Origin of the sequence: Mycobacterium sp. MAA66, assembly GCF_041261665.1 — a bacterium.
In the GTDB taxonomy this organism is placed as follows: Bacteria; Actinomycetota; Actinomycetes; order Mycobacteriales; family Mycobacteriaceae; genus Mycobacterium.
In genome coordinates, this window is sequence record NZ_JBGCCC010000001.1 from 223,323 (window position 1) to 243,753 (window position 20,431).

The following is a 20,431-nucleotide window of genomic DNA, read 5'->3' on the forward strand; positions in this document are numbered from 1 at the left end:
CCTTGCAGTGGTGATCGATACCTAGCCGCTCAACTGTCTGGTGGCAGCCAGGCTGCCCAGCAGCTTCAGCCGCTCCGCTGTCGGTGAATTCGGTTCTGCGGTCATCGCATACAGCGTCAGGCCAGGGTCGGCCGGCAATTCCAGTGCGTCGAAGGTCAGGTCGAGTTCGCCGACCTCCGGATGCTTGAGCGCCTTTGGTCCCGAGCGGTGGAAGCGCACGTTGTGCGCTCCCCATCGGACCCGGAATTCGCTACTGCGCGTGCTCAATTCACCGATCAGGCCGGTGAGCTGCTCGTCGTAGGGATCGCGCGCCGCCGCATTGCGCAGAATCGCAACGGCGTTGTCGGCGTGCTGGTCCCAGTCGACGAAGAAGTCGCGTGCTCGCTGGTCCAGGAACAGGAATCGGGCGATGTTGACCCGCCCTCGCACACCGGTGACGGCGTCACGGTAGAGCTCGGCACCGAGTGGATTGGTGGCAACCACGTCCAGTCGGTCGTTGCTCACCCAGGCGGGCACGCCCATCAGCGCGTCGAGAATCTGTTGAATGCTCGGTCGAATCTGCGTGGCGGTGTTCTTACGTCGCGTGCGTCGGGATCCTTGGTCGAACTTGATCAGATCGAATAAGTGCGCGCGTTCGGCTTCGTCGAGCTGAAGCACGGTAGCCACCGAATTGAGCACGGAGTCGGAGACGCCGCCGAGGTTGCCGCGTTCCAGACGGGTGTAGTAGTCCACGCTGATACCGGCCAGCAGCGCCACTTCTTCACGACGTAGGCCGGGTACCCGTCGCTTGGCACCGTAGTCGGGAATCCCGGCCTGTTGTGGGGTTATTCGCGCGCGCCGGGACGTCAGAAAGTCACGGATGTCCGTGCGCTGGTCCATGTATTCCACAGTAGAGGGGGTAACCGTCGTAAAAGGAGGTTTGCTGGACCCTGGTTCAGCTGCCCCTGGCACGGGGCGGGCCGGCGGTGTTGTCTTGGTTTCGGACCCCAAGGCAAGGAGTACCTGATGAGCAACTCGGTGAGCTTTCCCAACGGCCCGATCACCATGACGGGCAACGTCTTTCTACCGCCAAATTTTGACGCTGCCGGCGGCTATGCCGCGCTGGTCGTCGTGCATCCCGGCGGCGGAGTAAAGGAGCAGACCGCTGGTCTGTACGCGGAGAAGTTGGCCGCACAGGGTTTCGTGACGCTGGCTTTCGATGCGTCGCACCAGGGTGAGAGCGGGGGTGAACCACATTTCCTGGAGGACCCGTCGGCGCGGGTGGAGGACGTCCGAGCTGCCGTGGACCACCTGCAGTCTTTGCCCTACGTCGACGCTGAGCGCATTGGTGTGTGGGGGGTGTGCGCCGGTGGTGGATACGCGGTCAACGCAGCCTTCACCGATCACCGGATCAAGGCGGTGGGCACGGTCAGTGCGGTGAACATCGGGGCGGCCTGGCGGCGCGGGTGGTATGGCACAGGCCCGGACTCCGACGCCGTGGCGACATTGCAGGCCGCAGCCGCGCAGCGCACCGTGGAATCGCAGGGAGCTGCACCGGCATATGCGCCTTATGTCCCAACGGAACTCGACGAAAGTGTGCCTTACGACCTGGCGCAGGCCCACAATTACTACCTGACGCCGCGCGCTCAGCACCCCAACGCTCAGAACAAGTATCTGATGGCCAAGAGCCTCGACAAGATCCTCGGCTACGACGCATTCCATCTGGTGGAGCATCTGTTGACCCAGCCGCTTCTCCTGGTGGCCGGCTCGGATGCCGGATCATTGTGGGCGTCAACCGAATTGCACTCCCGCGTGCGTACCGCCAAGAAGCTTGTGGTGGTCGACGGGGCGACACACATGGACTTCTACGACGCTCCGAAATACGTGGATCTTGCAGTGGCCGAGGCCGTTTCGTTCTTCAACAAGCACCTCAATATCGAAGGAATTTGACCATGGCACTGGACAACATCGAGACCATCGCGGTAAAGACGCCGTACTGGGACATCGCCGCTGACATCTACTTTCCACCGGGCTTCGACCCGGCCGGCACGTACCCGGCAATCGTCAGCGTGCACCCGATCGGCAGCTGCAAAGAGCAGACTTCTGGCAATGTCTACGGCACCGCATTGGCGGAACAGGGGTTCGTGGTCATCGCGTTCGACGCAAGTTTCCAAGGTGCCAGCGGGGGCGAGCCGAGGTTCGTCGAAGATCCAGCGCAGCGGGTCCGGGACATCAGCCTCGTCATCGATCATCTGGTGACATTGCCGTATGTCGATGCCGAGCGGATCGGCGTCATCGGCGTGTGCGGAGGCGGCGCTTACGCGATCAACGCGGCGACAACCGAACGCCGGATCAAGGCGGTCGCGTCGATCACCGGTGTCAACTTCGGGCGGTTGATGCACGAGGCATTCTCGAATTATGACCCGATAGGCTTTCTGGAAAAGGTCGCGGCTCAGCGCACCGCAGAGGCGCGTGGAGCCGACGGCCAGGTGAATAACCTGCTGCCGGCCGATCCAGGAGACGCTGTGCGGCAGGGAATCACCGAGATCGATGTCGTCGAGGCCACGGAGTACTACCGAACCCCGCGAGGTGAGAAGCCCCACGGCGCAACCAGCTCGCTGTTCTCTCACCAGGCGACCGCTGTGGGCTGGGATGCGTTCAACAGACTTGAAGTGTTGCTCACCCAGCCGGTGATCGTTGTGGTCGGTGACAAGCCGGGAGCTTTCGGCGCATATCGGGACGGACTTGAGGCGTACCGGAGGGCGGCATCGAAGGACAAAGAACTTGTCGTGGCCGAAGGCTGGTCGCACTACGACCTGTACGACAAGCCCGAACCGGTAGGTTTGGCATTGGCGAAAGTCATCCCGTTCTTCAAACGGCATCTGTAGGGGGAGGTTTGGTGCGCGCGGTCCTGAGCGCAGTATTGGCTGTGGTGCTGACGGTGACGGGGTGTTCTGCTTCGACACCCACGTCGTCACCTACTCCGTCGCCGGATCGGTTGACAGTCGCGGTCGACAACGCGATTCAACCGGTGCTGGATCAGTACCAGGTACCCGGTATCGCGGTGGCGGTCACCGTCGGCGGTACGCACCGATTCTTCAACTTCGGAGTCGCATCGCGGGACAGTCGTGCGCCGGTGGGCAGCGACACGGTCTTCGAAATCGGTTCGCTGAGCAAGACATTCACCGCGACGCTGGCAGGCCTTGCGCAGCAGCGCGGCCAGATCTCCTTCACCGATCACCCGAGCAAGTACCTACCTGAGTTGAGCGGTCACCCCATCGACCAGGCCACGCTGCTGAACCTCGGTACCTATACCGCCGGCGGATTGCCCTTGCAGTTCCCGGATGAGGTGGCCGATGACGCGGCGATGGTGCGTTATTTCCAGCAATGGCAGCCTGCAGCACCGCCCGGGCAGATCCGCCAGTATTCGAATCCGAGTATCGGGTTGTTCGGGTATGTGACGTCGCTGGCGATCAAGACTGGTTTCGATGAGCTGATGCAATCGGAGTTGTTTCCGAAACTTGGCCTGCGCCAGAGCTATATCCACGTGCCTGACGGTGCGCCCTACGCTTGGGGTGAGGACAAGGACGGGAAGCCGAGGCGGGTGAATGCCGGCGAGTTCAGTTCAGAGGCCTATGGCGTCAAGACGTCAGCCGCGGACCTGATCGACTTCATCGATGCAAACATCGATCCGGCTCGGCTGGACCCCGACGTTCAACAGGCCGTAACCGCCACGCACAACGGCTATTTCGCCGTCGGTGACATGGTGCAAGGACTGGGCTGGGAGCAGTACCCGTACCCCGTGACGCTTGATCAGCTACTGGCTGGAAATTCCACTTCGATGGCGTTACAACCGCATCCGGTGCGTCCGGCGGGGTCACCTTCTGGGCCGACGTTGTTCAACAAGACCGGTTCGACCGATGGTTTCGGTGCGTACGCCGTGTTCGTTCCGGCAAAGAAGATCGGTGTTGTGCTGCTGGCCAACAAGAACTTTCCGATCCCGGCCCGGGTCTCGGCGGCGTACGCGGTACTGCAGGCGTTGGGGTGATTCGGCGGTGTGACACAGAAGCGTCCGGCGAGCGTCGCGATCGGATGTAGCCTCGTTTGATGGCTGGTCAGAGCTTGTTTGTTTCACCTGAAGGTCTGGATGCCGGTGCCGGCCGCTGTGATGATGCGGCGACGTCAGCGGCCTCGGGCGCGGAGGTGTTGCAGGGGGAGTCGATCGATCGACAGATGCCCGGCTGATCGGGCGTAGGGGCAGCTGGTGGGGGAGTTCAAGCACTTCACTCGTGCGGAGCTGGCTGGTGAAGCTGGGGTCGATCCGTGGGAGATTAATCGGACATTGCAGACGGGCAACCCGGGCAAGATCGATGCGATCGCCGACGGGATTCACCGTGCGGGCGTGGCCGCCGGCGAGGTTGATAGCGATTTCGACCATGCGCGCAAGCAGTTTCGTGATGCGTGGGTGTCGGACGGATCGCATAGTCCCATCGATGAGTCCGGCGAGGTCCAAAGGATCACCGCGTCGGTGGGAGCACATCGTGATCAATTGAAGGCGATCGCCACCAAGTACGAGGCGATCGCTGCGGCATTGGCGAAAGCTCAGCGCGACGCGGATGCCGAGATCGCGGCCTTGGAGCAGCAGTTACACGCGGTCGACGAACAGATGGATGCTGCCGATCGGTTGATGGCCACCGATCCGACGACGGCACAGAATGTGTCGAAGGTGGCTAAGGCACTGGCTGTCGAATTCGTCGAGAAGGCCGGCGAGGAGATCCACGGCTATCGCTCCACCTACGCGGCAGTTCTCGCGGATGCTGAGGCGGTGCTCAAGGCAAACGGTTCGCCGCTCGCTCCTGAAGTACCTGATATTCCGGTCGTTGATCCTGCTGTTCAACAGGCTACGGACCAGTTGAAGCAGCTGACCGATCAGGCGGTCGTTGACCAGATGGCCAAGGTGCGGTCGATCCAGAAGGCCCTCGATGATGCTGCGGCCGACGCCTATGTGCATGGTCCCGGTACTTCCGAAGGCGAGGCGGCGCTTGCCAAAGTCAATCGGCTCAAGGGCGAATTGGCGTCTGCACTTGATGATTTGGGCAATATCCCGGACTATTCGAAGCTGGACCCGAGGGCGGTGACCGTCGGAGCGGACGGTCATGTGTTCGGCGACTACACCGTCGATGGCCAGCCTGTGCAGATGTACGGGCAGCTCAAGAACGGCACCGGCGAGATATTCGATCAAGCTCGGCAGACCTCGTTCACCTTCAAGGACGGCAAGCTGGTCGGAATGAATCGACTCGATCCAGGCAAGGTCACGCCGGACGATGAGCTGCTGTTCAACGCAGTAACGGCGGCAGTGGGTGCACCCGAAATGGCTGTCGGAGCCAAGGCCGTTGGTGAGCTCGGGGTGCAGGGAATCAAGCGGTTGCTGACCCGTGAGGGCTTCGATCTGACCGGGCCCGGGTTTGCGGCCGGCGATGTGCTCCCGCATGCAATGACGGGCGCGGAAGCGCAAGCCGCGATGGCCGAGGAGCGGTTGCGAGGCACACGCGGTTTGTTCGACGCCTACCCACCGGATTCTCCCCATACAGCCGGTCCCGGTGTAACACACCCGGGAGAGCCGCCGCGAGCTGGTGCGGGTGATCATCTTCCGGCCAAACCGCCTAATCTGGGAGAGGCTAACAGCGCTGATGTGCCCGCGGGAACTGGTTCTCACGAGCCAAGCAACGCAGCTGATAGCCCTCACGCTGGCGCGGGCAATGACGACATCCACCACTCGACCTCAGGCGACGGAGATGTTCCGCACGGCGGATTTGTGGGTCCGTATCAATTGCCGGATTCCGCGCAGCTCACACCGCCACCGGATGGGGCGTATTTCTGGTCTGGGCGAAATGGTGACGGTATCGGGGTGGGGCCGGAATCAGCGGGCGGCAGCGGAGCTGCAGATATGTATGCGGGCAGCCATGGAACAACTCTCGAGGGGCTAATCGACTCGAACAAGATCTCACCCCCCAAGTGGTCGCCGGACAATCCGATGGCTGAAAAATGGTGGTCGGAGGTGTCGCGTATTTATGCAGAAAATGCGAGAGGTGACGTGCACGCAGTTATCGGATCGAATTTGAGGCCGGGCAATATCTGGGAGAATGTAGAACTACCACGGTTGATGACTAATCCAAACGTGACTCGTATCGTAGTGGTCGACCCCGATACGGGTATGGAGCGAGTTGTATTCGAGCGATAGGAGACTAGAGATGGCGAACGAAGATAAGATTGGTCAGGCAGTAGTTCTGAGTATTCAAGATTCGGCAATTCCGAGAGTGGACAGTTCAAAATTGATTGAGGCTTACGGCGAAGAGGCTGGCAAGTCGCTTGCGCATAGCGTGACAGCCCTAGTAAAGGAAGCGGCTTCGATGCCCATTGAGTGGGGTGACATGTCACTTGCTGAGGGCGTAGAGGACATTATGAAGCGATTTGCGCAAAATCATCCCGAATTGCCAGCCGATGCGCTCACTGAAATCGGTAGATGCGTGGGTTGGCAACTGAGGTGAGTGTACGAGTGCGATGAATAAGTTCGAAGCCACTATTATTTCGTAGTGCCTGCATTAGGGGCTGACCGAGTCCTGAGGAGCCTCTCGATGTGATTCGATGACGAATTATATATGGGCGTCTAGAGATGACTCCTGAACAAGTTGTCGTTGCCCGCGCAGCATCTGAACATGGATCGCAGCTTCTCTGTGCAGAGGGCATACGACGTACGCGATGGAATGGCGCGAGGATTGCGCCCGCGATCGCTACGTCCACGAGAGGTCTTTCAGGAAGTCGAGGATGAGTGGGTTGGCTTCGTCTGGTGCTTCCAGCGGGACGAGGTGCGCGGCGCCGGCGGCTTCGATGTGGCGGGCGTTGGGCAGCTTCTGGGCCATTCGCTCACTATGGATCGACGGCAGGGTGCGGTCCTGTTTGCCGGACACGATGAGCGCGGGCACCGTCACCTCAGGCAGGACATCGAGAACGGGCGTTCGATCGATCAGCACTGAACGCACGGTCGCGATGAAGCGACGGCGATCCCAGCTCAGGAATTGATCGGCCAGATCGGTCCCGAGTGCGGGCTCCTGCCTTTGTGTTTCGGCCGCCAATAGTCCCGACACGATCATCGGTCCGGTCACCTTGTCGAGCGCGCCGATTGCCAGGAGCTTGGTCAACAGAGCCGCCTTGGCGCGCTCGAGCACGGCGCCGCGTTCAGCCGACGTATTGAACAGCACCATGGCGATGATGCGCTGCGGCGCGCGCAGCGCCACTCGTGGCGCAACGAACCCGCCCCAGGAGGTGCCGCAGACGATGACCGGTGTGTGAACGTCGCTGGCTTCGAGGACCTCGAGGGCCGCCTGTGCACATTCGTCCATGGAGAAGCGACGTCCGGGACCAGGGCTGCGTCCGTGGCCGGGCGGATCAAGGGCGAGCGTGCGCCAACCTGCTTCATTCAGCGGGGCGATCTGATGGCGCCACATGCGGTGATCGGTAAATAGACTGGGCCAGAGCAACACCGCGGGCTGGCCTGGTTGGCCTTGGTCGTCGACGTACACGGGGCCGAGGGTTGTGTTTACGGTGGCCATGTTTCGGCTTTCTGGCTCGTTCACCAACCAGTAGTGCGGTCGCCAGCAGTCTATAGCGCAGGTCCGCCGATGCGACTGCGCAAGATCTCGATGAATCGTTCCGGTTCGGTTGGTGTGACGCATGGCTTAATTGAATGGCCGCCATCGATCACCACCAGAAGGTGTTTGCGAGGCCGTTTCATGTCCAGTGGGAACCAGTGCCGCACACTCCCGGTGCCCCAAATTCGACCGCGACCGGTCATTGCGGTCAGCGGTCGCACGTCGATGCCGCGAACGTCGCTGTAGGGCAACCGTTTCGCTGTACACAGCGGAAAGTAGTAGCGGCGGATCGTCAGCCCGTCAGCGTCAAGCAATAGCAGCCCGTCGTCGTACAGTGCATCGCTCATCTATCCACCATGCCACGGTGGGACGGATAGATCAGGCCTGCTCGGCAGTCTGGGCGCGAAGTGGGTCCGCGGCGACCGGGACCAGGGGAGTAGCCAGCACCGGGAACAGTGCACACACCGCAAAAGCAAAGGGAAAACCGAAGACACCGATCAATGCCCCGAACACCGGCGGCACGATTGCCGTGGTCAACAGCTGTGACGTGTTCTGTGCGCCCAATGCCCGCCCACTCCAGAACGGCCCGGCGATCTCGGCGATGGCAGTAAACGACAAACCGTTGTCGGTCACCGTCACGACGGAGGCCACCACCATCACGAACACCGCGACAGGCCAATGCAGGTAGTCGGTCAGCGCCAGCAATGCCATCGTGAAAGCCGCGGCCCAGGCGATCACCCGCACCGGTCGCAACCGGGAACCCACGATGTCCGACCAGCGGCCCGCAGCGATTCGTCCTGCGGCTCCGCACAATTGGGCCACCAGTACCAAGGCACCTGCCGAACTCGCGGACCAGCCGTGGGCAGTCATCAACCAGGTCAGCGCGAAGGTCCACACCAGACACTGCGGCGCCACCAACAGCACCGACACGGCATGTATACGCCAGAGCACCGACGATCCACTGTAGGGATTGGCCAAATGCGAAGCGGGAGCTTCGGACCGGGGCGGTCGCGGCGGGTCCAGCACACCCACTGCCGTCACCACAGCGGCGACCAGGCACGCGCAAGCGGGAAACAGTAGAGCGGCAGACACCCCGGAAGACTCGGCCAGCCGTGGAATCACCAAGGCGCCCAAGCCAACTCCCAAGGGCTGGGCGGTCTGCCGGATGCCCATGACCAGGCCGCGCTGCGAAGGTGGGAACCAGCCCACCACCAGTCGTCCGCTCGCCGAATTCGAACTCGCAGCCGCCATTCCACCCAGCAGCAAGAAAACCCCGACCGCCACCAAGGAATCTGCCCAGGCCGCGGCGAATGCCGCCAACGCGGTCAGCAAGGACCCAACAGCCAGGACGAATCGCTCGCCGACCCGGTCGACGATGTAGCCCCACAAGATCAGGGTCAGCACCATCCCGAAACTGGGCATGGCAGATACCAACCCGGCCTGGGACAGGTCCAGTCCGCGCGACCGGTGCAACGTGGGAATCAAAAACGCCGCGCCGTTGATGAATACGTTGGCGCACATCGTCGAACCGAGCGCGATCACCAACATCGACCAGCGACGGGCGGCTGAGATCGTGGCGGTCATAAACCCATGGTGCCATGAAATATCCCAAAATATGACTTCATATCTCAGAATATGAGACACCCTAGAGTGTGGCCATGAATTTGCGCCCAACCCTGTTCCGCGTGGCCACGATCCTGGCCGCCGTCACCGCGCTGGTGTCGACGCCGATCGCGTCAGCGGCCACGCCGGATTGGTCGGGCTTGGACGCCCGCGCATTCGAAGCACCGGTCCAGGCGCCGGGCGCCCTCATCCGGACCGTCCCGCTGAACCCCGCACTGTCGGTCAAGGGCGCCAAAGCCGCCTACCGGATCCTGTATTCGACCACCGACCAACACAACTCACCGGCGGTCAGCACCGCGGCGGTGTTTGTGCCCAACGGCCCCGCGCCCGAGAAAGGTTGGCCCGTCATCGCCTGGGCGCACGGCACCGTCGGGCTCGGTGATGACTGCACGCCATCGGCGCAGCCCCGCAGCGCACGCGACAACGAGTACCTGTCGCATTGGCTGGACCAGGGTTACGTCGTCGTCGGCTCCGATTACACCGGCCTGGGTACCCCAGGTCTGATGAGCTACCTCAACAGCGTCGCCACCGCGCACGCCATCATCGACTCGGTGATCGCCGCCCATCACATGGATTTACCGCTGTCGCCGAAGTGGGCGCTCGTCGGGCAGTCCCAGGGCGGAGCCGCGGCCGTGGCCAGTGCACGATGGGCAACCGAATTCAGCCAGGGCACCGGTCTGGACTATCGCGGCGTAGTGGCCACCGGCACACCGGCCAACATCGACAACGTGGTTATCACCGCCGGCCCCGATATGGCATTGCCGCCGGAACTGGGACCGATCGCATCGGCTTACACCGCCTACATCCTGGCCGGGTTCCGCGAGATCCGGCCGGACGTCAACGACGTGCTGACGCAGGTTGGTCTCGACGCGGCGCAGAAAGCCGAAACCCTCTGCACGGCAGCGCTGAGTGCGGCTCTGACCGACGTGACACCAGAACAGTTCTTCACCGCTCCGCTGGCGTCGCTGCCCGGAATTAAGGAAGCGCTGCATGACTTCATGGGCACCCCGGTCAGCGGGTACGACCGGCCGATCTTCCTGGGCGTCGGTCTGAAAGACCGCGACGTGCCACCGTCATCGACCCTGAAATTCGCCGACCAGCTCAAGGCGAATGGTCAGCGCGTGACGCTCAAGATCTATCCCGACGACGACCACTCCAGCGCGGTGCTGGCCTCGATGGCCGACTCCACCCCGTTCCTGCGCGCCCAGTTCACGGGCTGACCAGAACCCCGAACTACGCTGGACCAATGCGCCTTGGTCGAATTGCCAGTCCAGACGGTGTCGCTTTCGTGGTGATCGAGGGTGACCCGAACTCCGATGCGATCTGCCGGGAGATCGCCGAGCAATACCTGTCCCGCAACCCGACCTTCACCGGTCGGTCGTGGCCGCTGGCCGACGTGCGACTGTTGGCGCCGGTCCTGGCCAGCAAGGTCATCTGCATGGGTAAGAACTACGCGGCGCACGCCCGGGAAATGGGCAGCGAGCCCCCGGAGGATCCGGTGATCTTCCTCAAGCCCAACACCGCGATCATCGGGCCGAACGTTCCGATCCAGCTGCCGGCCGATGCCAATCCAGTGCATCACGAGGGCGAGCTCGCGGTAGTCATCGAACGTCCCGGCAAAGACATCCCCGCCGCCAAGGCCAAGGACTACATCCTTGGCTACACCATCGCCAACGACGTCTCGGCGCGTGATCAGCAGAAGAAAGACGGCCAGTGGATGCGGGCCAAAGGCCACGACACCTTCTGCCCGGTCGGCCCATGGATCGAAACCGCGGTGGACCCAGCCGATCTGGACATCCGGACCGAGGTCAACGGCGAAAAACGACAGGACAGCAACACCGCCCTGCTGCTGCACGACGTCGGCGCCATCATCGAGTGGGTCTCGGCCGTCATGACGCTGCTGCCGGGTGACCTCATCCTCACCGGCACCCCCGAGGGCGTCGGGCCGATCGAGGACGGCGACACGGTGAGCATCACCGTCGGCGGCATCGGCACCCTCACCAATCCCGTTGTGCGTAAAGGAAAGTGATGACCAGTCCCGTCCGCGTAAGATTCTGCCCGTCGCCTACCGGCACCCCGCACGTCGGCCTGGTCCGCACCGCGCTGTTCAACTGGGCCTACGCCCGGCACACCGGAGGTACGTTCGTCTTCCGGATCGAGGACACCGATTCCGCCCGCGATAGCGAGGAGAGCTACAACGCCATCCTCGATGCGTTGCGCTGGCTCGGCCTGAACTGGGACGAGGGCCCCGAGGTCGGCGGGCCGTACGAACCGTACCGGCAATCGCAGCGCAGCGACCTGTACCGCGACGTGATCGCCAAACTCCTTGAGGCGGGCGAGGTCTACGAGGCCTACTCGACCCCCGAAGAGGTTGAAGCGCGGCACATCGCGGCCGGTCGCAATCCCAAGCTCGGCTACGACAACTATGACCGCGACCTCACCGCCGAACAGAAAGCGGCGTTCCAGGCCGAGGGCCGAAAGCCGGTGCTGCGTCTCAAGATGCCCGACGAGGACATCACCTGGACCGACCTTGTGCGTGGGGAGACCACGTTCGCCAAGGGCGTGGTCCCGGACTTCGCGATCACCCGCGCCAGCGGAGATCCGTTGTACACCTTGGTCAACCCAGTCGATGACGCCCTGATGAAGATCACCCACGTGCTGCGCGGTGAGGACCTGCTGCCGTCGACGCCTCGACAGATCGCGCTCTACCAGGCGCTGATCCGCATCGGTGTGGCCGACGCGGTGCCCCAATTCGCCCACTTGCCAAGCGTTCTCGGCGACGGCAACAAGAAGCTGTCCAAGCGCGACCCGCAGTCCAACCTGTTTCTGCACCGCGACCGCGGTTTCATCCCCGAGGGTCTGCTCAACTACCTCGCCCTGCTGGGCTGGGGCATCGCCGACGACAACGACATCTTCAGCCTCGACGAGATGGTGGCTGCCTTCGATGTGATCAACGTCAACTCGAATCCTGCCCGCTTCGACCAGAAGAAGGCCGATGCGATCAACGCGGAGCACATTCGCCGGTTGTCCGCGGAGGACTTCACGAACAGGCTCAAGGCGTATCTGGATCAGCACGGCCAGGACACCACGCTCGACGAAGCCGCGTTCAGGACTGCGGCCGAACTCATCCAGACCCGCATCGTGGTGTTGGGTGACGCTTGGGGTCTGCTGAAGTTCTTCAACGACGACGCCTACGTCATCGACGAGAAGTCCGCGGCCAAGGAACTCGGGCCCGAGGCGGTAGAGGTGCTGGATGCGGCGCTGAGCGCCTTGGAAGGCGTCGGGGAGTGGAACACAGCCAACATCGAAGCTGCGCTCAAGGCGTCGCTGCTTGAGACTCTGGGGCTCAAACCCCGTAAGGCGTTCGGACCGATCCGGGTTGCGGTCACCGGTGCGACGATCAGTCCGCCGTTGTTCGAGTCGATGGAACTGCTCGGCGCCGGACGCAGTCTGGCCCGATTGCGGGCCGCCCGGAACCGGCTGTGAGCGGGCGATTTAAAACCTGCGGCAAGTATTTGATAGTCTGCTCGTCGGTCCGATAACCACAGCGGAGACGTCGCCGCTACGGAGATTCGGTCCAAAGATGCCTCTGACCAGCGGTTATAGGCATCAAATGGGGTATGGTGTAATTGGCAACACTAGGGATTCTGATTCCCTCATTCTAGGTTCGAGTCCTGGTACCCCAGCTGCCGGAGCAATTAGGTCAGCAAGCTCACCTGAGCTAAGCTGACGCTCCGGAAGTTCTAGCCCCCGTCGTCTAGCGGCCTAGGACGCCGCCCTCTCACGGCGGTAGCGTGGGTTCGAATCCCATCGGGGGTACAAAATTCCCGGGGTGCCATACAGGCCCCCGGGATGTTTTGTATCTGGGTATCAGAGGAAGCCGATATTGCGCCGGCCGGTTCCCACCACCGGCTCGGGATCGGTGCCGATGGTCTTGGTCAGCAATTCGTAATACACATCACGAAAATCGGTGGTGGTCTTCAGATCGCCGTCCACCAGATCGGTGAGGCTGGGCTCGTCTCCGTAGAAGCCGCCTTTGACCGGAGTGCCCGCGATGAATACCGGCGCCGACGATCCGTGGTCGGTGCCTTGCGAGGCGTTGGCATGCACTCGGCGGCCGAACTCGGAGTAGACCATCACCACGACGTCCCGGCCGTACGGGTTGGTCCGCATCTGCCGCAGGAACGGGGTGAGTGCATTGTCCAGTGACTGCAACAGCCGCTGATGGTCACCGCGCTCGTCGGCGTGGGTGTCGAAGCCACCCAGATCGACCATGTACACCCGGCTGGGGACTCGGGCCCGAATGCACTGGGCCACCAACTCCAGATCATCGGCCAGTTGCTTGCCAGGGTCGGCCTGAGCGTCCGGTGGTGGTGCGGTGGCGGCGAACTGGCTCAGCGTGTGATCGGTGGTTTTGTTCGTCCGGTAGGTGGCGCGCACCGACGCCATGGCGGGAGTGTCGTGCGGGTCGCTCTGACTCAACGCGGTCAATGTGGCCGCGACCTCGTTGGGGACCAGTGGCAGGTTCGCCGAAAGTGCTGCCGCCAGGTGTTTTTCGCCGACAGCCATCGGAGACAGGACCGCCCCGATGTTGAGGGCGCGCAGTGGGTCGTCGCCGGTTGCGTCGAGCCAGCGGCCGATCCAGCCGGTGGGCACGGGCCGGTCCGGTGATGCCGTCTGCCAGATGTCCATCGAACGGAAGTGGCTGCGATCCTGTTTGGGATATCCCACCCCGCGCACGATCGCCAATTCCTTGTCGCGCCACACCTCGTTCAGACCGGCCAGCGCGGGGTTGAGTCCGAGGTGCCCGTCCAGGTCCAGTACTTCACCCGGTGCGAACGCCAGCTCCGGTCGGGCATCGTGATACGCATTGTCGTTGTAGGGGATGACGGTGTTGATGCCGTCGTTGCCGCCGTAGAGCGTGACGATCACGAGGATGCCCCGGTTGGCTGCGAGGGGATGTTCCTTGGCGTGGTCGAGCAGCATCGGCACGGTAACCGCTGCTCCGCCGGCCACTGCGACTGCGCCGGCGCTCGCAATCAGGAAATTGCGGCGGTTCATCTTGGGCATCGTCGGACTCAATCTCGTTATGACGTCAGGTATTCGGGCGCGTTCAAAGCCGCGGCCACCAGTCGCTGGGGATCATCGGACAGCTCCTTGAGTGCTGCGGCCGTGCGGTCCGTCCAGGCACCGATACCGATCAGGTACCCGGCCGCGTCGACTCGATCATTGGGCCCGGCGGACTCGACGATCGAGATATTGCCCTGCGGCACCAGTTGATCGGCGGCCCAGACCCGGGCTGCAACGCTGGTGGAGGACAGCCAGACCGATCCGCGCGGCCAACCGCCGACGTCTGGCGGATAGAAGGGACGTTGGCCCATCACGATCAGCACGACGTCGGCGGCGGAGAGCATCTCGGGTTTGTCCATCGGGATGGCAAGCGAACGAATCAGTCCCACAAGCCATTCGACCGGGGTGTTGACCACCGTGCCGGCGGCGCCGTTGAACTCGGGATCAAGGAAGACCGCCTTGGTCAGCGCGCGCAGATCCCGGTTGGGGCCGTAGGCGGCGATCAGCCGGCCCAGCGTGGCGTCCGATGGCGCATTGTCGGATGCCAAGGACCGCCACATCTTGGTGGCCACGAAGGGTGCCGACGACGGATGGTTCACTGCGATGTTGCAGAAGTCCGACTCGTTGAAATCGCCGGTCACACCAAGGATGGTCTTGGGACCGGCGTCGTGGTTGTCTGCCGACAATGCAGTCTGTCCGGTGGTGCTCGTCATCCAGCCGGTCAGTGCCCGGGCACCTTCACGCACATCTACTTCGGTGTAACCGTTGCCGTGGCCGAGGGTGAACAGCTCCATGAATTCTCGCGAGAGGTTCTCATTGGGGGCGGCCTTGGTGTTGGTGTTGCCGTCCAGCCACAGCTGCATGGCGGCATCGGTCAGCATCGCGTGGGCGAAGGTCTGGAAGTCACCGCTGTGCAGACTGCGCAGCCGCTGATTCTGTAGGGCCATGAGCTCGGCTGCCGCGACTTTCTCGGCGGAGGTGGCGAAGTGGTTGTGCCACACCATCGTCAGCTTCTCGTGGATGGGCTGTTGAACGGCGGCCATCCGGCGTAGCCACCACGCCGACAATTCCTGCATCTGACCGAAGAGGGTCTGGGCGAACTCGGTGTGCTCCTGCTTGCCGGCGCCGTCACCGGGGACTGGCGGAGTCACCGGATTGGGCATCGGGGTGGCGATTGCACCGGGGTCCGACTCCGGATCCATGCCCAATGCGGCATCAAGGTAGGCCGACCAGTCTTGGCCGGCGACGGCATCTACCTGGTGGCCGGACGCACCGAATCCCGCTCGCCGCAACATGCGAGCGGTGGCGAGCCACTGAGGCGACTGTGATGGCGTTTCTACTACCTCCGATTGGCCCCATTGCCCTGCAGAGTTGCAGGATATGCCGCTACTGACGTCTTGTCAGCGCATCGGCGGCGACCAACAGGTCGGCTGCCCACCGCATTCCGGGGCGGCGGCCCATCCGGTCTATGGGGCCGGACACGGAGATCGCCGCGATCACTGTTCCGCGGCTGTCCCGGACCGGGGCCGAGACGCTGGCGACCCCGGTCTCGCGCTCGGCGACGCTTTGCGCCCAACCGCGTTTGCGAACCTCGGCCAATGCGCGGTCGGTGAATTTGGCCGATGGCAGCACAGCTTGCTGAGTGGCGGGATCGCTGAACGCCAACAACACCTTGGCGCCCGAACCCGCGGTCATGGGCAGCCGCGTTCCGACGGGAACGGTGTCGCGCAGGCCGGCCGGTGGTTCCAGCGCCATGACGCAGACCCGCGACAGTCCTTCCCGTCGGTACAGTTGCACGCTCTCGCCGGTGATTTCGCGCAGCCTGGGCAGGATCGCCGCGGCCGCGGTCAGGAGCGGGTCGTTGACCTGCCCGGCCAATTCGGTCAGCGCCGGTCCCAGACACCACCGTCCCTCGCCGTCGCGGGCCAGTAGGCGGTGCACCTCCAGACCGGCGGCCAGCCGGTGCGCGGTGGCCCTGGGGAGTCCGGTGCGTTCGCACAGTTCGGTGAGCCCGCAAGGGGACTCGGCCACGCAATGCAGCACACCCACCGCTTTGTCGAGGACGCCGATGCCGCTATCCTGTCTCACAAGGAGATACTAGCGTCCCGAATAGTGAGATGCGCAAAGAATCCCCACCGGCAGCCCCGGAGCGGAGAATCGTGGATATCTCCCGATGATCGTGGAAGGAAACCGCAGCATCATGACGAACAATCCACGCACCATGGCCGAAAAGGTCTGGGCCGACCACGTCGTGGTCCAGGGCGCCGGTGAGGGATCGGCCCGTGAACCCGACCTCATCTACATCGATTTGCATCTGGTCCATGAGGTCACCAGCCCGCAGGCGTTCGACGGTCTGCGGCTGGCCGGCCGGCCGCTCCGGCGTCCGGACCTGACCATCGCCACCGAGGACCACAATGTCCCGACCATCGACATCGACAAGCCGATCGCTGATCCGGTGTCGCGCACTCAGGTTGAGACGCTGCGCCGCAACTGTGAGGAATTCGGCGTCCGGCTTTTTCCGATGGGCGACTCGCAACAGGGCATTGTGCACATCATCGGCCCGCAGCTGGGCCTGACCCAGCCCGGCATGACGGTGGTGTGCGGCGACAGTCACACCTCTACTCACGGTGCGTTCGGCGCAATCGCCATGGGCATCGGCACTTCTGAGGTCGAACACGTGCTGGCCACCCAGACACTGCCGCTCAAACCTTTCAAGACCATGGCGGTCAACGTGGACGGCGTGCTGCCCGCCGGCGTCAGCGCCAAGGACATCATCTTGGCGGTGATCGCCAAGATCGGTACCGGCGGCGGCCAGGGTCACGTCATCGAATACCGCGGCAGCGCCATCGAATCGCTGTCGATGGAAGGCCGGATGACCATCTGCAACATGAGCATCGAGGCGGGGGCCCGGGCCGGCATGGTGGCCCCGGACGAAACCACGTTCGAGTTCCTCAAGGGCCGTCCGCACGCCCCACAGGGCGCCGAATGGGATGCGGCAGTGCAGGCTTGGAGTTCCCTGCGAACTGACGAGGGCGCCGAATTCGACACCGAGGTGTACCTCGACGCGGCCGGCCTCAGCCCGTTCGTCACCTGGGGCACCAACCCGGGACAGGGTGTGCCGCTGGCGGGTAACGTCCCCGATCCCGAACTGATCGTCGAAGAAGGTGACCGTCAGGCGGCCGAAAAGGCATTGGCCTACATGGACCTTCGGGCGGGCATGCCGATGCGGGAGATCGCGGTGAACACGGTGTTCGTCGGCTCGTGCACCAATGGCCGGATCGAGGATCTGCGAGTGGTGGCCGACGTGTTGCGCGGCCGGAAGGTCGTCGATGGCGTCCGGATGCTGATCGTGCCGGGGTCGATGGCGGTTCGCGCTCAGGCCGAATCCGAGGGACTGGGCGAGGTTTTCACCGCCGCGGGCGCGGAGTGGCGCCAGGCCGGATGCTCGATGTGTCTGGGCATGAACCCCGATCAGCTGGCGCCGGGGGAGCGCAGCGCCTCGACGTCCAACCGAAATTTCGAAGGCCGCCAAGGCAAGGGCAGCCGCACACATCTGGTGTCACCCGCCGTCGCGGCCGCAACCGCGGTGCGCGGAACCCTGTCCTCACCAGCCGATCTGAACTAGGAGCGCAGAGCCATGGAGGCATTCCATACCCATACCGGAATCGGCGTTCCACTGCGCCGGTCCAATGTCGACACCGATCAGATCATCCCAGCGGTGTACCTGAAGCGCGTTACCCGAACGGGTTTCGAGGACGGGTTATTCGCCGCCTGGCGCAATGATCCGGCTTTCATTCTGAATCTTGCGCCTTTCGACAAAGGTTCGGTTCTTGTCGCCGGGCCGGATTTCGGCACCGGCTCGTCCCGCGAACATGCGGTGTGGGCGTTGATGGATTTCGGCTTCCGGGTCGTCATCTCATCGCGGTTCGCCGATATATTTCGGGGCAATGCCGGCAAGGCCGGACTACTCGCGGCTGAAGTCGCACAGGATGATGTGGAACTGCTCTGGAAGCTGCTGGAGCAGAATCCGGGACTGGAAATCACTGTGAATCTTCAAGATCGGAATTTGACCGCGGGAACCATGGTGTTGCCGTTCACGATTGACGATTACACCGCCTGGCGGCTGCTCGAAGGGCTCGACGATATAGGCCTTACGCTGCGGAAACTTGACGAGATCGAGGTTTTTGAGCAGCACCGGCCGACGTGGAAACCGCGGACACTCCCGGCCTGATCTGGGTTCTGCAATACCCCGAAATCGTCGGCTCGGTGGCCGAATCGCCACCCCCGCAACCGGGTTGTTCAATCCACTAACCATCTCCCAAGTGGGGCAACTGGATTGCCGATCTTGCTGTCAGCTATGCCCGAAATTGGGCGTGGCTCTTGGAAATCAGCGGCACAAAGGTTTACCGTGTGCATTGGTCGGTCCACCCAGGGCCACTTAATTCGGAGGTTTTGGATGAACAAGGCAGAGTTGATCGATGCTCTGACAGACAAGTTGGGCACCGATCGCCGTCAGGCCACCGCGGCCGTCGAGCACATCGTCGATACCATCGTTCGCGCCGTGCACAAGGGTGAGAGCGTGACCATCACCGGCTTCGGTGTATTCGAGCAGCGCCGCCGTGCCGCCCGCGTTGCGCGCAACCCGCGCACCGGTGAGACCGTCAAGGTCAAGCCGACCTCGGTTCCGGCTTTCCGTCCGGGCGCTCAGTTCAAGGCTGTTGTCTCTGGTGCGCAGAAGCTTTCGAACGACGGCCCCGCGGTGAAGCGTGGCGCGACTGCTGCTCCCGTCAAGCGCGCCGCTGCCAAGAAGACCGCTGCCAAGAAGGCTGCGCCGGCTAAGAAGGCTGCGCCGGTCAAGAAGGCCGCGCCGGTCAAGAAGGCTGCACCGGCTAAGAAGGCTGCGCCGGTCAAGAAGGCTGCGCCGGCTAAGAAGGCTGCGCCGGTCAAGAAGGCTGCGCCGGTCAAGAAGGCTGCACCGGCTAAGAAGGCCGCACCGGTCAAGAAGGCTGCACCCGCCAAGAAGGCCGCACCGGTCAAGAAGGCTGCACCCGCCAAGAAGGCCGCACCGGCTAAGAAGGCCGCACCGGTCAAGCGTGGCCGCAAGTAATAACCAAGTAGATCCGACTCAGACGCGCCGTGGATCGGCTAGATCCACGGCGCGTTTGTGTGTCTATCGATTTGCCGGTAGTGGACTGCCGATGTGGTCGGCGGCGATCAATGTGTCGCCGGCCAACGACAGGACCCAAGTGCTGCCTTTGTGATTTCGCGACTTGTCGGGCTTCACGCCGTCGCGCTCGCACCACCAATCGATCAGGCCGGGAATGACCTTGCCCTGGGTGCATATCACCGGTGTCACTTCGGCATTCGCACGCTCCGCAATCCGCAGGACGCGTTGGTGCGCCGTGCCGTGGTCGCGAGCGTACGCCTCCTCGGTAAGCGTGGGCTCGTCGTCGATCTGTATCCCGAGTTCCTCGGCGAGCGGCTCGACCGTCTGCTCGCAGCGCAGGCGGGGTGCCGCGTAGATCTCGTTGGCGCCGAACGCCAACAACTGACCGACCAGTGATTCGGCCTGCGCGCGGCCGCGCTTGTCCAGTGGACGCCGACGATCGTCGTCACCCTTGTAGCGCGCCTTCGACCCTGCGGTGGCGTGCCGCACAATCAGCACGGTGCGGGTGTGTGCAGGCTGGCGGAGGAAGCGGCGCAGCACTTTCCGGTCATCCGGATACTGCAGCCGTTTCATCGCCTTGTCGACGCTGAGCCAATCGAGTTGGTCGACTTCGGAGTTCGGAGTGAACTCACCGCTGCTGCTGCGCACGGCCCAGTACCGGACCTTTTTGGTGCCGCGTTCGAGCGGATAACTGACGGTGGCCAGGCGCCGCCCGAGAACCACCGAATAGCCCGTCTCCTCAAGGACTTCGCGCACCGCGGTCACCGGCGCGGTCTCGCCGGGGTCGACTTTGCCCTTGGGTAGTGACCAGTCGTCGTACCGGGGCCGGTGTGCGACCGCGATCAGCGGCTCTCCGGAACCGGAAGGATCGTCGCGCCACAACACCGCCCCCGCGGCCAGAACTGGAATATCAACGGACGAAGCGCGCTTGGGCACCTCAGTT

Annotated in this window: 20 protein-coding genes and 2 tRNA genes; 14 read left to right on the plus strand and 8 right to left on the minus strand. The window is 63.2% G+C overall.

Features of this window, described 5'->3' with window-relative positions; translation table 11 throughout:
* Positions 1-21: 21 nt before the first annotated feature.
* Positions 22-879, minus strand: coding sequence for a helix-turn-helix transcriptional regulator (locus tag ABIA30_RS01060; protein WP_370061262.1), 858 nt, complete (start codon positions 877-879; stop codon positions 22-24).
* A 126-nt stretch (positions 880-1,005) separates the two neighbouring features.
* Between ABIA30_RS01060 and ABIA30_RS01065 the strand changes: the two genes are divergently transcribed.
* From ABIA30_RS01065 to ABIA30_RS01090, 6 genes are read left to right on the plus strand one after another with little or no spacing between them, the layout of a single operon-like run.
* A complete protein-coding gene (locus tag ABIA30_RS01065) occupies positions 1,006-1,929 on the plus strand; it encodes an alpha/beta hydrolase (protein WP_370061264.1) in 924 nt (307 codons plus the stop codon).
* A 2-nt stretch (positions 1,930-1,931) separates the two neighbouring features.
* The gene (locus ABIA30_RS01070; RefSeq protein ID WP_370061266.1) at positions 1,932-2,867 is read left to right on the plus strand and encodes an alpha/beta hydrolase; all 936 of its coding nucleotides are present in this window, start codon (positions 1,932-1,934) and stop codon (positions 2,865-2,867) included.
* A gap of 11 nt (positions 2,868-2,878) precedes the next feature.
* Positions 2,879-4,027: a class C beta-lactamase gene (gene ampC, locus ABIA30_RS01075; protein WP_370061268.1), complete on the plus strand. Its 1,149-nt coding sequence runs from the start codon at positions 2,879-2,881 to the stop codon at positions 4,025-4,027.
* A 59-nt stretch (positions 4,028-4,086) separates the two neighbouring features.
* Positions 4,087-4,224, plus strand: coding sequence for a hypothetical protein (locus tag ABIA30_RS01080; RefSeq protein ID WP_370061270.1), 138 nt, complete (start codon positions 4,087-4,089; stop codon positions 4,222-4,224).
* Positions 4,225-4,243: 19 nt separating this feature from the next.
* A complete protein-coding gene (locus tag ABIA30_RS01085; RefSeq protein WP_370061271.1) occupies positions 4,244-6,220 on the plus strand; it encodes a hypothetical protein in 1,977 nt (658 codons plus the stop codon).
* A gap of 10 nt (positions 6,221-6,230) precedes the next feature.
* Complete coding sequence (locus ABIA30_RS01090; protein ID WP_370061273.1) at positions 6,231-6,527, plus strand: hypothetical protein; 297 nt, start codon at positions 6,231-6,233, stop codon at positions 6,525-6,527.
* Positions 6,528-6,770: 243 nt separating this feature from the next.
* On the opposite strand, the gene ABIA30_RS01095 is transcribed toward ABIA30_RS01090, so the two are convergent.
* From ABIA30_RS01095 to ABIA30_RS01105, 3 genes are all read right to left on the minus strand, one after another.
* Entirely contained in the window at positions 6,771-7,559 is a 789-nt protein-coding gene (locus tag ABIA30_RS01095; protein WP_370061275.1) for an alpha/beta fold hydrolase, read from the minus strand.
* An 80-nt stretch (positions 7,560-7,639) separates the two neighbouring features.
* Positions 7,640-7,975, minus strand: a complete 336-nt coding sequence (locus ABIA30_RS01100; protein ID WP_370061277.1) for a hypothetical protein — start codon at positions 7,973-7,975, stop codon at positions 7,640-7,642.
* Between the two features lie 31 nt (positions 7,976-8,006).
* Entirely contained in the window at positions 8,007-9,212 is a 1,206-nt protein-coding gene (locus tag ABIA30_RS01105) for an MFS transporter (RefSeq protein ID WP_370061279.1), read from the minus strand.
* A 74-nt stretch (positions 9,213-9,286) separates the two neighbouring features.
* Here ABIA30_RS01105 and ABIA30_RS01110 point away from each other — a divergent pair, with 74 nt between their 5' ends.
* The 5 genes from ABIA30_RS01110 (at position 9,287) to ABIA30_RS01130 (ending at position 13,070) form a co-directional block, all read left to right on the plus strand.
* Entirely contained in the window at positions 9,287-10,471 is a 1,185-nt protein-coding gene (locus tag ABIA30_RS01110; RefSeq protein WP_370061281.1) for an alpha/beta hydrolase family protein, read from the plus strand.
* A 26-nt stretch (positions 10,472-10,497) separates the two neighbouring features.
* On the plus strand, positions 10,498-11,280 hold the full coding sequence (locus ABIA30_RS01115) for a fumarylacetoacetate hydrolase family protein (protein ID WP_370061283.1): 783 nt from the start codon (positions 10,498-10,500) through the stop codon (positions 11,278-11,280).
* A complete protein-coding gene (gltX, locus tag ABIA30_RS01120; protein ID WP_370061285.1) occupies positions 11,280-12,737 on the plus strand; it encodes a glutamate--tRNA ligase in 1,458 nt (485 codons plus the stop codon). The genes ABIA30_RS01115 and gltX overlap by 1 nt, the downstream gene beginning before the upstream one ends.
* Positions 12,738-12,865: 128 nt before the next feature.
* A tRNA-Gln gene (locus tag ABIA30_RS01125) sits at positions 12,866-12,937 on the plus strand.
* Between the two features lie 60 nt (positions 12,938-12,997).
* A tRNA-Glu gene (locus tag ABIA30_RS01130) sits at positions 12,998-13,070 on the plus strand.
* A 51-nt stretch (positions 13,071-13,121) separates the two neighbouring features.
* Here the strand turns inward: ABIA30_RS01130 and ABIA30_RS01135 are convergent.
* The 3 genes from ABIA30_RS01135 to ABIA30_RS01145 all read right to left on the minus strand — a co-directional run bounded on the left by ABIA30_RS01135 (position 13,122) and on the right by ABIA30_RS01145 (position 16,409).
* Positions 13,122-14,321: a DUF1501 domain-containing protein gene (locus tag ABIA30_RS01135; protein WP_370061287.1), complete on the minus strand. Its 1,200-nt coding sequence runs from the start codon at positions 14,319-14,321 to the stop codon at positions 13,122-13,124.
* A gap of 17 nt (positions 14,322-14,338) precedes the next feature.
* On the minus strand, positions 14,339-15,616 hold the full coding sequence (locus tag ABIA30_RS01140; protein WP_370061289.1) for a DUF1800 domain-containing protein: 1,278 nt from the start codon (positions 15,614-15,616) through the stop codon (positions 14,339-14,341).
* A gap of 91 nt (positions 15,617-15,707) precedes the next feature.
* Entirely contained in the window at positions 15,708-16,409 is a 702-nt protein-coding gene (locus ABIA30_RS01145) for an IclR family transcriptional regulator (protein WP_370061291.1), read from the minus strand.
* 112 nt (positions 16,410-16,521) lie between these two features.
* On the opposite strand from ABIA30_RS01145, the gene leuC reads away from it, so the two are divergent.
* From leuC to ABIA30_RS01160, 3 genes are all read left to right on the plus strand, one after another.
* Positions 16,522-17,946, plus strand: a complete 1,425-nt coding sequence (leuC, locus tag ABIA30_RS01150) for a 3-isopropylmalate dehydratase large subunit (RefSeq protein WP_370061293.1) — start codon at positions 16,522-16,524, stop codon at positions 17,944-17,946.
* 12 nt (positions 17,947-17,958) lie between these two features.
* The gene (gene leuD / locus ABIA30_RS01155; RefSeq protein ID WP_370061295.1) at positions 17,959-18,552 is read left to right on the plus strand and encodes a 3-isopropylmalate dehydratase small subunit; all 594 of its coding nucleotides are present in this window, start codon (positions 17,959-17,961) and stop codon (positions 18,550-18,552) included.
* A gap of 225 nt (positions 18,553-18,777) precedes the next feature.
* On the plus strand, positions 18,778-19,428 hold the full coding sequence (locus ABIA30_RS01160) for an HU family DNA-binding protein (RefSeq protein WP_370061297.1): 651 nt from the start codon (positions 18,778-18,780) through the stop codon (positions 19,426-19,428).
* 63 nt (positions 19,429-19,491) lie between these two features.
* Here ABIA30_RS01160 and ABIA30_RS01165 read toward each other — a convergent pair whose 3' ends face one another.
* Positions 19,492-20,424, minus strand: a complete 933-nt coding sequence (locus ABIA30_RS01165) for an NUDIX domain-containing protein (protein ID WP_370061299.1) — start codon at positions 20,422-20,424, stop codon at positions 19,492-19,494.
* Positions 20,425-20,431 lie beyond the last annotated feature (7 nt).

Coding starts and splice junctions, on each gene's coding strand:
- ABIA30_RS01135 (WP_370061287.1), bottom strand. CDS start 14,321: ATGCCCAAGATGAACCGCCGCAATTTCCTGATTGCGAGCGCCGGCGCA.
- ABIA30_RS01090 (WP_370061273.1), top strand. CDS start 6,231: ATGGCGAACGAAGATAAGATTGGTCAGGCAGTAGTTCTGAGTATTCAA.
- ABIA30_RS01100 (WP_370061277.1), bottom strand. CDS start 7,975: ATGAGCGATGCACTGTACGACGACGGGCTGCTATTGCTTGACGCTGAC.
- leuC (WP_370061293.1), top strand. CDS start 16,522: ATGACGAACAATCCACGCACCATGGCCGAAAAGGTCTGGGCCGACCAC.
- ABIA30_RS01080 (WP_370061270.1), top strand. CDS start 4,087: ATGGCTGGTCAGAGCTTGTTTGTTTCACCTGAAGGTCTGGATGCCGGT.
- ABIA30_RS01105 (WP_370061279.1), bottom strand. CDS start 9,212: ATGACCGCCACGATCTCAGCCGCCCGTCGCTGGTCGATGTTGGTGATC.
- ABIA30_RS01115 (WP_370061283.1), top strand. CDS start 10,498: ATGCGCCTTGGTCGAATTGCCAGTCCAGACGGTGTCGCTTTCGTGGTG.
- ABIA30_RS01060 (WP_370061262.1), bottom strand. CDS start 879: ATGGACCAGCGCACGGACATCCGTGACTTTCTGACGTCCCGGCGCGCG.
- ABIA30_RS01065 (WP_370061264.1), top strand. CDS start 1,006: ATGAGCAACTCGGTGAGCTTTCCCAACGGCCCGATCACCATGACGGGC.
- leuD (WP_370061295.1), top strand. CDS start 17,959: ATGGAGGCATTCCATACCCATACCGGAATCGGCGTTCCACTGCGCCGG.
- gltX (WP_370061285.1), top strand. CDS start 11,280: ATGACCAGTCCCGTCCGCGTAAGATTCTGCCCGTCGCCTACCGGCACC.
- ABIA30_RS01110 (WP_370061281.1), top strand. CDS start 9,287: ATGAATTTGCGCCCAACCCTGTTCCGCGTGGCCACGATCCTGGCCGCC.
- ABIA30_RS01160 (WP_370061297.1), top strand. CDS start 18,778: ATGAACAAGGCAGAGTTGATCGATGCTCTGACAGACAAGTTGGGCACC.
- ABIA30_RS01070 (WP_370061266.1), top strand. CDS start 1,932: ATGGCACTGGACAACATCGAGACCATCGCGGTAAAGACGCCGTACTGG.
- ABIA30_RS01140 (WP_370061289.1), bottom strand. CDS start 15,616: ATGTTGCGGCGAGCGGGATTCGGTGCGTCCGGCCACCAGGTAGATGCC.